The 11,922-nt window shown below is 51.6% G+C and carries 12 protein-coding genes; 7 read left to right on the plus strand and 5 right to left on the minus strand.

What is annotated here, in order from left to right; all coding sequences use genetic code 11:
- Nucleotides 1-2 precede the first annotated feature (2 nt).
- Complete coding sequence (locus Hfont_RS08980) at nt 3-1,670, minus strand: isovaleryl-CoA dehydrogenase (RefSeq protein ID WP_112992045.1); 1,668 nt, start codon at nt 1,668-1,670, stop codon at nt 3-5.
- On the opposite strand from Hfont_RS08980, the gene Hfont_RS08985 reads away from it, so the two are divergent.
- The 5 genes from Hfont_RS08985 to Hfont_RS09005 all read left to right on the plus strand — a co-directional run bounded on the left by Hfont_RS08985 (nt 1,669) and on the right by Hfont_RS09005 (nt 6,304).
- The gene (locus tag Hfont_RS08985) at nt 1,669-1,878 is read left to right on the plus strand and encodes a hypothetical protein (protein WP_112992046.1); all 210 of its coding nucleotides are present in this window, start codon (nt 1,669-1,671) and stop codon (nt 1,876-1,878) included. The two genes, Hfont_RS08980 and Hfont_RS08985, sit on opposite strands and share 2 nt — an antisense overlap.
- Nucleotides 1,879-1,921: 43 nt before the next feature.
- Nucleotides 1,922-3,970 carry a DNA polymerase III subunit gamma/tau gene (locus tag Hfont_RS08990; protein WP_112992430.1) on the plus strand — a complete coding sequence of 683 codons (2,049 nt, stop codon included), beginning with the start codon at nt 1,922-1,924 and terminating at the stop codon, nt 3,968-3,970.
- 51 nt (nt 3,971-4,021) lie between these two features.
- On the plus strand, nt 4,022-4,348 hold the full coding sequence (locus tag Hfont_RS08995) for a YbaB/EbfC family nucleoid-associated protein (protein ID WP_112992047.1): 327 nt from the start codon (nt 4,022-4,024) through the stop codon (nt 4,346-4,348).
- Between the two features lie 50 nt (nt 4,349-4,398).
- On the plus strand, nt 4,399-4,995 hold the full coding sequence (gene recR, locus Hfont_RS09000) for a recombination mediator RecR (RefSeq protein ID WP_112992048.1): 597 nt from the start codon (nt 4,399-4,401) through the stop codon (nt 4,993-4,995).
- 64 nt (nt 4,996-5,059) lie between these two features.
- Entirely contained in the window at nt 5,060-6,304 is a 1,245-nt protein-coding gene (locus Hfont_RS09005) for a CaiB/BaiF CoA transferase family protein (RefSeq protein WP_112992049.1), read from the plus strand.
- Nucleotides 6,305-6,479: 175 nt separating this feature from the next.
- Here Hfont_RS09005 and Hfont_RS09010 read toward each other — a convergent pair whose 3' ends face one another.
- Nucleotides 6,480-6,995, minus strand: a complete 516-nt coding sequence (locus tag Hfont_RS09010) for a sn-glycerol-3-phosphate transporter (RefSeq protein ID WP_112992050.1) — start codon at nt 6,993-6,995, stop codon at nt 6,480-6,482.
- A gap of 280 nt (nt 6,996-7,275) precedes the next feature.
- On the opposite strand from Hfont_RS09010, the gene Hfont_RS09015 reads away from it, so the two are divergent.
- Together Hfont_RS09015 and Hfont_RS09020 are read left to right on the plus strand one after the other, a co-directional pair.
- The gene (locus Hfont_RS09015) at nt 7,276-7,716 is read left to right on the plus strand and encodes a hypothetical protein (RefSeq protein ID WP_112992051.1); all 441 of its coding nucleotides are present in this window, start codon (nt 7,276-7,278) and stop codon (nt 7,714-7,716) included.
- Between the two features lie 18 nt (nt 7,717-7,734).
- On the plus strand, nt 7,735-8,292 hold the full coding sequence (locus Hfont_RS09020) for a hypothetical protein (protein WP_112992052.1): 558 nt from the start codon (nt 7,735-7,737) through the stop codon (nt 8,290-8,292).
- Nucleotides 8,293-8,367: 75 nt separating this feature from the next.
- Here the strand turns inward: Hfont_RS09020 and tal are convergent, their stop codons facing one another.
- The 3 genes from tal to zwf form a co-directional block, all read right to left on the minus strand.
- The gene (gene tal, locus Hfont_RS09025) at nt 8,368-9,303 is read right to left on the minus strand and encodes a transaldolase (protein ID WP_112992053.1); all 936 of its coding nucleotides are present in this window, start codon (nt 9,301-9,303) and stop codon (nt 8,368-8,370) included.
- Nucleotides 9,304-9,488: 185 nt separating this feature from the next.
- Nucleotides 9,489-10,340, minus strand: coding sequence for a MurR/RpiR family transcriptional regulator (locus Hfont_RS09030; protein ID WP_112992054.1), 852 nt, complete (start codon nt 10,338-10,340; stop codon nt 9,489-9,491).
- Between the two features lie 24 nt (nt 10,341-10,364).
- On the minus strand, nt 10,365-11,834 hold the full coding sequence (gene zwf, locus Hfont_RS09035) for a glucose-6-phosphate dehydrogenase (protein WP_112992055.1): 1,470 nt from the start codon (nt 11,832-11,834) through the stop codon (nt 10,365-10,367).
- Between the last annotated feature and the right edge of the window lie 88 nt (nt 11,835-11,922).

An 11,922-nucleotide genomic window follows, 5' to 3' on the forward strand; every position in this document is an offset into this window, starting at 1 on the left:
AATTACGCCGCCCAGGCGCGTTCAAGTATTGCGCGCTGTATGACCGCTGTACTGTGCGTGTCGCCTAAGGTTCCAAATACACGACCGGATGCTGCATCGCTGCGACTGCTGATGAATAGCTCAGCATTTGCAGCAGGTGCATGTTGCAGCATCAGGCAGGATTGAATGATTAGTACTAAACGCTGTGCAATACGGCGCGCCAGCATTTCTCTCTGTTCTGCTGAAGTTGCCAGGTCTGCGTGCAAAGCCTTGATCGCATCGAGCAGAGCAGGGTGAGCTGCTGCAGTATTTTTCAGTTCGCTCAACAGCAGAGCAAAACCTTCCTGCTCTTTTTCGATGGCGCGCAATACGTCCAAACACATCACATTGCCGGAACCTTCCCAGATTGAATTGACTGGCGCTTCGCGGTACATGCGTGCCATCGCACCGGTTTCCACATAGCCGTTACCACCCCAAATTTCCATGCATTCGCCGGTAAATTCCAGTGCGCGCTTGCAGATCCAGAACTTGGCTGCCGGTGTAACAATGCGACGCCATGCGCGTTCCCGCAGATCGTTCGGAGATTCCTGAGATGCATCGGCGGCGCGCGCCAATCGCAGCATCAGCAAGGTGGCGGCTTCGCTTTCCAATGCTAGATCGGATAGCACATTGCGCATCAGCGCTTGTTCTGCCAACGGACGTCCGAATGCATTGCGGTGCCGTGCATGATGAATGGCTTGCACCAGTGCATTGCGCATCAAGCCAGCGCTACCGATGACGCAATCAAGTCGCGTGTGATTCGCCATTTCTATAATGGTTGGAATGCCGCGACCTTCTTCGCCCACCATTACGCCGCAGGCATCCTGAAACTCGACTTCGCTGCTGGCATTGGAGCGATTGCCGAGTTTGTCTTTCAAGCTTTGTATCAATATCGAATTCTTGCTGCCGTCAGGACACCAGCGCGGCACGAAGAAGCAGGACAATCCTGCTCCTGTAAGTGCCAACACCATATGGGCGTCGCACATAGGCGCGGAGAAGAACCATTTGTGACCGGTCAGCAGATATTCTTTGCCACGTCCTTGGCCCTGAATGGGATGTGCGACAGTGGTATTACTGCGCACATCGGAGCCTCCCTGTTTTTCCGTCATGCCCATACCTATCAGCATGGAATGTTTTTGCTCCAAAGGCAGATCGCGTGGATCGTGTTCAAGGGAAAACAGTTTTTTCTTCAGTGTTGCAAACAATTTTTCTTCTTGCTGCAGCAAGGGAATCGACGCAAAGGTCATTGTTACCGGGCATAGCGAACCCGATTCGACCTGTGCCTGCAGATAATAGGCTGCGGTGCGTGCGACATGCGCGCCGCTACGTGGCTGCGACCAGGGTAGGGCATGCAGGTTTTCACGTCTTTGCATGGCAAGTAATTGATGCCAGCTGGGGTGGAAGTCGACTGCATCGATGCGATTGCCGAAGCGATCGTGGGTGCGCAGTTCCGGGATATGCTGATTGGCGAATTGGCCCAGATGCAAGGTTTCCTGCGTGCCGAGTTCTGCTCCATAACGGATCAGATCCTGTTCATGCCAGGCTGCCTGCTCGCGTTGTACGGCGGCGGCCAGGGTCAGATCAGTAGAGTACAAATTGTAGTCGCGCAGATCCGGCGCCTGATTGGTGACGTCGTGAGTAGGCCATTGCATGGAGAACTCCTTTTGCTATGTTGCAAACTGCTTCAAGGCTGCCGGAAGACTGCATCTGAACCGAGTCTATAACTATGCGCTGCAGCTTGCCATTTTAGATGGGCTTGGCTTGATTCTGCGCCGTTTTTTCCATCAATTTTTCCATGAATTATTACCGTACAAGCAAGGAAAACAGGAACACTGTAAATCTACTGCCGTCGTCAGGTAAAATGCGGTTTGCGTTTTTATTGTTTTTATCCAGATCGGCTCTCATGTCCTATCAAGTTCTCGCCCGTAAATATCGTCCGAAAAGCTTCGACACGCTGGTCGGGCAGGAGCATGTCGTGCGAGCCTTGACGCATGCGCTGGATAACAAGCGTTTGCACCATGCCTATCTGTTCACCGGTACACGCGGCGTCGGCAAGACCACTTTGTCGCGGATTCTGGCTAAATCGTTCAATTGCATAGGTACTGACGGTAGCGGCGATATCACGGCGACGCCGTGTGGCGTATGTGATGCCTGCGTAGCGATCGATGCCGGCCGCTTTGTCGACTATATCGAAATGGATGCTGCATCCAACCGCGGTGTAGACGAAATGGCGCAGTTGCTGGAGCAGGCGATTTACGCGCCATCCAATGCGCGCTTCAAGGTCTACATGATCGATGAGGTGCACATGCTCACCAACCATGCTTTCAACTCGATGTTGAAAACGCTGGAAGAGCCGCCTGAACACGTCAAATTTATTTTGGCAACGACCGATCCGCAAAAAATTCCAGTCACCGTTTTATCGCGTTGTCTGCAATTCAATCTGAAACAAATGCCGCCTGGCCATATCGTTGCGCATCTGGACGATATTCTGGGCCAGGAACAAATCGAATTTGAAACACCCGCATTGCGTTTGCTGGCGCAGGGCGCACACGGTTCCATGCGTGATGCGCTATCGCTGACCGATCAGGCGATTGCCTACGCCGCCGGCAAGGTCACACTGGAAGCAGTGCAGGGCATGCTCGGTGCGCTGGATCAATCCTTCCTGATTCGCCTGCTGGATGCATTGGCGCAAAAAGACGGCGCCGGCTTGCTGGCGGTGGCCGATGAGATGGCGACACGCAGCTTGTCGTACAACGCCGCGCTGCAGGACCTGGGTACGCTATTGCATTGCGTCGCATTGGCGCAAACAGTCCCGGCTGCATTGCCGGATGATTTGCCGGAACGCGAAGATGTTTTGCGATTGGCCGCTTTGTTCGATGCTGAAGAGATACAACTGTTTTATCAAATTGCAGTGCATGGTCGCAATGAGTTGGGATTGGCACCGGATGAATACGCCGGTTTCTCGATGACCTTGTTGCGCATGCTCGCCTTCCGTCCCGGCTTTGGTCCGGCAGAAGCACAGACTGGCACACAGGCAGCACCGCTGGCGGCCCGACCATCTGTACCTGTCGCAGCGACACCTGCTGCACGTTTGAGCGCTGCGCCGCAGGCAGTAACGAATAGCGCGCCGGTTACGCGGCCCGCCGGCATGAGTCCGGCCATGGCGGCGTTGCAAGCAGCTCGCTCCGGCAGCAAGGTGGCAGCGCCTGCTGCTCCTACTTCTGCAGCGGCCGCACCTGCACCTGCACCAGCTCAGTCGCCAGTGCAGGCATCGGCACAAGCTGAAAAATCAGTCGCCATCGATATGCCACCAGCCCCGCCGTGGGATGATGAAATGCCTGCTGAACGCGGCAACGTCAACGAAGAGTTTTCCAGTCCGGCAGCTCAAAAAAAAACTGAACCGCAAGCTGGACGACCACTAGCGGCTGGTAATGCAAGTGCAGCTATGGCCGCTGCATCAAGCACAAGCTCATCATCAACGCAACAGCCAGCGCCGCCACAATCCTCGACACCGGCGGCATTACCATCGCGTCCTTTTACTTTACATCCGGTAGCTTCCTTGAAGTGGGATGGCAACTGGCCTGCACTTGCGGCAATTTTGCCGGTGCGCGGTGTGGCACAACAGTTGGCCTTGCAGAGTGAATTGCTCACATGCGGACCAACAATCGAGAGCGATCAAATTCAATTCGAGTTGCTGGTTGCCGTGGACGTCTTGCTGGCCAACGGTAGTGCGGAAAAACTGACGGCCGTTTTGTCAGAACATTTCGGTCAAACCGTGCGCGTGCAAACCAGGATTGGTGCGGTAGAACACACCGCCAGTGCAGCTGCGATGGCGGATCGTGCCGAACGGCAGAATGAAGCAGAACAAGCTATGCAGGAAGATCCCTTCGTACAAAAATTGATGCGCGAATTTGGCGCAACCATCGTGCCCGGCTCGGTCAGGCCGATCTGAGTGCGATTGCAAACTACTCATTCATACAGCGTTATTTAAAGGAGCAACATCATGATGAAAAACCAATTGGCTGGCCTGATGAAGCAGGCGCAAGCAATGCAAGACAATATGAAAAAGACACAGGATCAACTGGCGTTGATTGAAGTCGAAGGTCAATCCGGTGCAGGCCTGGTAAAAATCGTCATGTCGTGCAAGAACGATGTAAAACGCGTTTCCATCGACCCATCCTTGCTGGCTGACGATAAGGATATGCTGGAAGATCTGGTCGCCGCGGCATTCAACGATGCAGTGCGCAAGGCAGAGGCTACCTCGCAAGAAAAAATGGCTGGCGTGACTGCCGGCATGCCTATGCCGCCTGGCTTCAAAATGCCTTTCTAAGCCAGCATCGCAGCTTGGCAATAATCACAGCTTGAATTGAAGGTCATCGTTTGAAATCGACATCGAGTCTTGATTTTTTGACAGAGGCATTGCGTCGCCTGCCCGGCGTCGGGCCCAAGTCTGCGCAACGCATGGCGTATCACTTGATGCAGCACGACAGAGATGGTGCTGCGATGCTGGGGCGCGCCTTGTCGCAAGCGGTGGACCGGGTGCAGCACTGTGCAATGTGCAATACTTTTACCGAGCATGCGGTATGCGAAACCTGCCTCGATGCTGAACGAAATTCCGCTTTGTTGTGTGTGGTCGAAACGCCGGGCGATCAGTTGATGATAGAACAGACGCTGACCTTCAAAGGTTTGTACTTCGTGTTGATGGGGCGCTTGTCACCGCTGGATGGCATAGGCCCCAAAGATATTCATCTGGAAAAACTGATCAGTCGTGCCACTGACGGTATGGTGCAAGAGGTTGTATTGGCAACCAACTTCACGAATGAAGGAGAAGCCACCGCGCACTACATCAGCGAAACGCTGAAAGCACGGGGCCTCAAAGTGAGTCGCTTGGCACGTGGTGTGCCAGTAGGCGGCGAACTGGAATACGTGGATGCCGGCACCATCGCGCGCGCGATGCTTGATAGACGCACGACATAAGTTTTCGTCTTCAGCTTGAAGTGTTGATCGTGCTGTCTACTTCTCTAATTTCTTCCTGAACATCATGACTAAAGCTACTTCGTCCGGGCCGCTGGCCGGCATCAAGGTTCTTGAACTCGGTACATTAATTGCCGGCCCGTTTTGTTCGCGCATGCTGGCAGAATTCGGTGCGGATGTGATCAAGATCGAATCGCCGGATGGTGGTGATCCGATTCGCCAATGGCGAGTACTGAAGGATGGTACTTCCTTGTGGTGGTCGGTACAGGCGCGCAACAAGAAGAGTCTGACGCTGAATCTGAAAGACCCACGCGGCCAACAGATAGCGAAAAAGCTCGCGCTCGAAGCTGACATCATCATTGAAAACTACAGACCTGGCGTGTTGGAAAAGTGGTCTCTCGGTTACGAACAATTGAAAGCTGAAAATCCGGCCACCATCATGGTGCGACTATCCGGCTTCGGCCAGACCGGGCCGTTGAAGGATCAACCCGGCTTTGGTGCCATCGGCGAATCGATGGGCGGCATGCGTTATGTTTCCGGCTTCCCTGATAGACCGCCGCTGCGCATAGGTATTTCCATCGGCGATTCTGTCGCGGCAATGCATGGCGTGATAGGCGCGATGATGGCCTTGCGCCATCGCGATACAACAGGCGGTCGCTGGAACGGCAAGTCTGGCGATGAACAAGTTGCAGGGCAGGGTCAGATGGTGGACGTCGCCTTGTATGAAGCGGTCTTCAACATGATGGAATCACTGGTGCCTGAATACGATTACGCAGGCGTGGTCCGCGAACGCACAGGCGGCGCTTTACCAGGCATCGTGCCATCGAACACTTACACAACCGGAGACGGTGAAAACATCGTCATCGCCGGCAATGGTGATGCCATTTTCAAACGCCTCATGCTGGCGATGGGACGCGATGATCTTGCCAATGATATGCAACTCGCACGCAACGATGGTCGCGTACCGCGCACGGCAGAAATCGACGAAGCGATACAAGCTTGGTGCGCGACGCAAACTATCAACAGCGCGATGGAAAAATTGCAGGCAGCCGATGTGCCCGTCGGGAAGATCTATTCAGTGCGTGACATGATGAGCGACCCGCAATTTCTCGCACGGAAAATGTTCGAACAGCATACTTTTGCAGATGGTACACCCATCAAATTGCCGGCGATCACACCCAAGTTATCCGAGACACCAGGCGAAACAAAATGGCTGGGCCCGACCTTGGGCGAGCATACCGACGACGTATTGAAAACGCTGGGTTATGATGATGCTGCCATTGCCGAGTTGCGACGCGACGGTGTAGTGTGATCAAGCTCGCCGTCACCGCAATAATCCGAATAAAAATCGAGGAGATGAAATGAACAAGAATTTCTTGAAGCAGTTTGCGATTGCCCTGGGACTTTTTTTGCTCGGCTACTGGACGTTTAACGGTTTGATCTTCAACTAAATCAGTTGCATTAAAAATCCACACTTCTCATCCGTTTTAAAAACGGACACCTGCCGTCCACATCGCCCCCGCTGTTCCGAAGACGATCAGCTCGGTGCACAAATGTTGATAACAATATCCGACTGCCGGCAAAATGACTGGTGCCGTTCCGTATTTGTTAAACGGAATATTGTCCTTGTATTGATCCTTGTAGCCATGAATCAATCCGCCGACAATTTTCACGTACATATCCGGAGTTGCGTCTAGCGGGCGAAATTTCGCGCCCCAGTAAACGAGCTGGGTATCCTGATTGTATGAGTTGCTGAAGGTTGCGCCACCCACCACAAAATTTTTGTCATAGTTCCATTCCAGATTAATCAAGCCTTGGTGATTATTGTGGATTGGGGAAGGGCGAAAATGTCTGGTCGCAACGCTAGTGAATAGTGTCAAGTTGTTGGCGCTGTAGGAAGCAACGGAATCTGTATTTTCTTGTGCATGAGCAGGGATGGCCACTGTAAATAAAAGTGCGAGAAGGGCCGGAATGCCTGAATTTGGCAGGATATTTTTTTGCATGTAGTGAGCGCAATCTGAATAAAGCGTAGTTAAAGAATAAGCGGCTGTTGTGATCGTATCCGGATGCTGGCCAGGTAATTGGCCGCATTGTTATTTATAGTCAGGATAGATAAGCCTTGTTATATACGACCCTAGGTTCGGGAATCCGTTCATATTATTTTCTCTATTCGGATTCTTTCCTAAAAAACAATTGAATGCTGGTCTGTTGCTCGGTCAATAAGGGACGTTTATTCGACGTATTTGACCTTACATAGATATTCAAAAAGGGGATTGCATAATAATGTTTAAAAAAGTTCTGCTTATATCGCTTGTTTTGGGGATGTTGTCATCGTTGTCTGGGTGTGCAGTTAATCATGCAACAGCTATGGTTACACCCGGCACGGATATTAAAGCCATGAAGACATTCTATGTTGTTAAGGGGCCGGATGCATCTGACAAGACTGATCAGATCATCAAAGATTATCTGACCAAAAAGGGTTATTCGGCAACGGTAGGGCCGGAGTTAACACCTCCATATAACGCTGATGGAGTAATAACTTACGTAGATAAGTGGTTTTGGGATATCACGATGTACATGATCGAATTAACGATTAATGTCAGGAATCCGGTTAATAATTTTCCTGTGGCTGTGGGCAATTCGTATCACACCTCACTCACTAGATTGTCTCCGACAGAGATGGTGAATGAGGTCATGACTAATATTTATAAAGAAGCTAAATAATCTCAGGGAGAGATAAAAATGAAATTGATGATTAAAACTATTTTTTCGAATAAGTCGTTATCCGCAGCGGCACTTGTTTTTGCAGTCTCTATGCTTGGTGGTTGTGCAGCTCCTTCGACATCAAAAGGCATGACACCTGATTCGATTAAAACTACAAACAAGCATGCCAAGTCTGTAAGTGTGAATGTGGCCGGTGGCAAAGAGACGGATAAGATAGGCAAGTCACAAATTGCAGATACTGCATTTTCTCAGGCACTTGTCGATTCGATTAACAATTCCAAGACGTTTTCGAGCGTAATCCAGGGCAAGGGTGCGGACTATCTTTTGACAGTAAGCATTTTTAATATTGACCAGCCATCCTTTGGTTTTTCGTTTACCGTCAAGATGGAAGCAGGTTGGTCATTGCAGCGTGCTGATACGGGCGCAGTGGTCTGGCAGGAATCGATTAAGTCAGAACATACGGCTACAACAAGCGATGCATTTGCCGGTGTTGAACGACTGCGTTTGGCAAATGAAGGTGCGGCTAAAAATAATATTTCGCAAGGTTTAAGCAAAATATCTGCATTGAAGTTATAAACTTAATTGAAAGTAAAAAGGCCGATCATTGATCGGCCTTTTTACTTTCATGCGCAGGAAAAGCATCAGTATTTGCTATTTCAAAGCCTCAATCAGTTTGTCCAGCTTCACGGCATCTGCGCAAAATGCACGGATTCCTTCGGCCAGTTTTTCCGTTGCCATCGCATCGTCATTCAACATGCTGCGGAAGATCTTTTCATTCAGCGTCAGCTTTGCGATATCCACATTTTTTGCTTCTGCAGGAACCAGCTTGCGCGCCAATGGCACGTCTGATTCGGCCAGTTTTTGCAACAGTTCCGGACTGATGGTCAGCAGATCGCAGCCTGCGAGTTCGGTAATTTGCGAGGTGTTGCGAAAGCTGGCGCCCATCACTTCTGTCTTGTAGCCGAACTTGCGATAGTAGGTGTAGATGCGTTTGACGGATTGCACGCCTGGATCATCTGCACCTGTGTAATCGGTGCCGGTAGCTTTTTTATACCAATCATAGATGCGGCCAACGAAAGGCGAGATCAATTGCACGTTCGCATCTGCGCAGGCTATCGCTTGCGGCAAGGAGAACAACAAAGTCAGGTTGCAATGTATGCCTTCTTTTTCCAATACTTCGGCTGCGCGTATGCCTTCCCAGGTTGATGCGATCTTGATCAACACGCGCTCGCGTGAGATGCCGGCAGCTTCGTACAGTTTGATCAGTGTGCGACCTTTGGCAATCGAGCCTTCGGTATCGAAAGACAGGCGTGCGTCGGTTTCTGTCGAGACGCGACCGGGAATGATTTTGAGAATTTCAGTACCGAATGCGACCAGCAAATGATCGACGATCTGCTCTGTACTTTTGCCTGCATGTTCGCGCGCGATTTTTTCCATGATCGGGCGGTATTCATCCTTCTGCACGGCTTTCAAAATCAATGAAGGGTTAGTCGTTGCATCTTGCGGTGCAAATGCCTTGATCGACTGGAAGTCGCCTGTATCGGCAACGATAGTGGTGTACTGCTTCAGTTGTTCGAGTTGGTTCATGGCGAGACTTATTCGTGAGAAAGATATTTGGTTTCGATAATCTATTGTACGCAAAGTGCGGGCGACTCTGCAGGAACAAAGATTCTTTAATAGTTTGATACAAAACAAGATGATTGATCCGTGACGGGATCAATAAAAATCGCAATAAAGGTACCAGTGAAAGCAATAACCACAGGCGTACAGATTTAGCGCAGGAATGAATCGAATTGCATCTCGATTTTTTCCAGCGCTTTCTGGGCTGTGATCATTTTTTTGCGACGTTCCGGACTGAGGCGCAATGCCAGGCCGACCGCCAGAATATCGATGACAACCAGATGCGCGAGACGTGCCGAGATCGGGGTGTATGGATCGGTATGGAAGTGCAGATCGATAGGTATCAATACAGTCGCCAGTTCTGCCAGCGGTGTACCGCTTGGTGCCAGTATGACGACATCGGCGCCACAGGAACGTGCCAGTTGTACGCTGCGCAGCAAAGCGATGCTGTTGCCGCGCTGCGAGATAGCGACGACTGCATCACCTTTTTTCAATAAGGATGCGGCAATGCTGTGTATGTGCGGATCGGCATAGGCGACGGTGGGCACGCCGGAGCGAAAGAATTTGTGTTGTGCATCGGCGGCGATGATGCCGGATGTGCCTTGACCATAAAATTCGATGCGGCTGGCACGCGACAATACTTGCAAAGCCTGTTCTATCGCATTGGCATCGAGGCTGTTGCGCAGGTCGAGCAGGGTGTTGATAGAACGGCCGCAAATCTTGTTGACCAGATCTGCAGCCAGATCTTCCGGAGCCGGCGATTCGTCGGCACCGGGTGACAGAGCCAAGCCTTGCGCCAGCTTCATCTTGAATGCATGCCAGCCATCGAAGCCGATTGCACGGCAAAAACGCACGACGGTTGGTTCTGACACTTCGGCTTTTTTAGCCAGCGCGGTGATGTTTTCTGCGATGGCTAATTCCGGCTGTTCCAATACGGCAAGCGCGACTTTTTTTTCCGATTTGGAAAGCGAGTCGTACTGTGTGCGTATCGAATCAAGCAGCATGCAGCTTTTCCCTTATTCGTCCGTCTATTCCGGCAACGCTTCTTCGCGCCATTGCAAGCCGTCGCGGCCTATCAGTGCGCTGGCTGCTGCTGGACCCCATGTACCTGAGGCGTAAGGCAAAGGCTCGTTGCCTTCCTGTTCCCAATGACGCAACACTGGCTCCACCCATTCCCATGCGGCTTCCAGTTCATCGCTACGCATAAACAACGTCAGCTGACCGCGCAAGACGTCGAGCAGCAAGCGCTCGTAGGCATCCATGCGCGGAGTCTTGAAGGTTTCGGCGAAATCGAGTTCGAGTTCGACTGGTTTCAGGCGCATGCCATCGCCTGGTGTTTTTGCCATCAGGTTCAATTGCAAGCCGTCGTCCGGTTGCAGGCGTATCACCAGGCAGTTCGGTTGGAAGCTGCTGGTCGATTGCGCGAAGATAGAATGCGGGATGGCTTTGAAGCGCACCACGATTTCGGCCAATTGATCGGCCATACGTTTGCCGGTGCGCAGATAGAAAGGCACGCCAGCCCAGCGCCAGGTATCGATCTCGGCTTTGACGGCGACGAAGGTTTCGGTATTCGATTCCGGGTTGGCATTTTTTTCCTGGCGATAGGCCGGGACTGCCTTGCCTTCTACATGGCCGGCGCGATATTGGCCGCGCACGATGTTTTTGGCCAAGGCGGTAGGTGTGAATGGCTTTAGCGAGCGCAAGACTTTCAGTTTTTCATCGCGCACTGCGTCAGGGGTGACGGACAGCGGCGGTTCCATCGCGACGATACACAGCAACTGCAGCAAATGGTTTTGCATCATGTCGCGCAAGGCACCTGAAGTTTCGTAGTAACCCATGCGATTGCCGACGCCGATTTCTTCCGCAATCGTGATCTGCACGTCGGAAATCCATTCACGCCGCCACAACGGTTCGAACAAGACATTGCCGAAGCGCAGAGCCAGCAGGTTTTGCACAGCTTCCTTACCGAGGTAATGATCGATACGGAAGATCTGCGATTCCTTGAATACTTGACCGACTTCCAGATTGATTTGCTTGGCGCTGGCCAGATCGCGGCCCAATGGTTTTTCCAGAACGACGCGAGAATTGTCTGTCGCCAATCCACGTTTGGACAAGTTGTGGCAAATCTTTGCGAACAGTGTAGGTGGGGTCGCCAGATAAAACACGCGGGTCAATGTTGCATCGGTACGCAATACATCGTTCAGCGGCTGATACGTCGTGGCATCGGTTGCATCCAGCGACACGTAACGCACGCGTGCGCAAAATTTGTCCCAGGATGCCTGTGCGAATACTTTTTCATTGATATGCGGTCGTGAATTTTCATTCAGGGCATCGACGAATTCGGCATCGCTCCAGCTTTGACGACCTATGCAAATGATCTGCGCGGTGGGTGGCAAGTCGCCGGCACGGTCGCGTGCATACATTGCAGGAATCAGTTTGCGCATGGACAAATCGCCGCCGCCGCCAAACAGTACGAGATCAAAATCGGTAAGAGCCATGATTATTTTTATTAAGTTTGTGTACTAAGTTGAGATGTGTGAATTTATATTTTTCAAAACATCCACAGTAAATGTTTTATTTGACCGC

The organism is Herminiimonas fonticola, from assembly GCF_003293745.1.
Lineage (GTDB): Bacteria > Pseudomonadota > Gammaproteobacteria > Burkholderiales > Burkholderiaceae_D > Oxalicibacterium > Oxalicibacterium fonticola.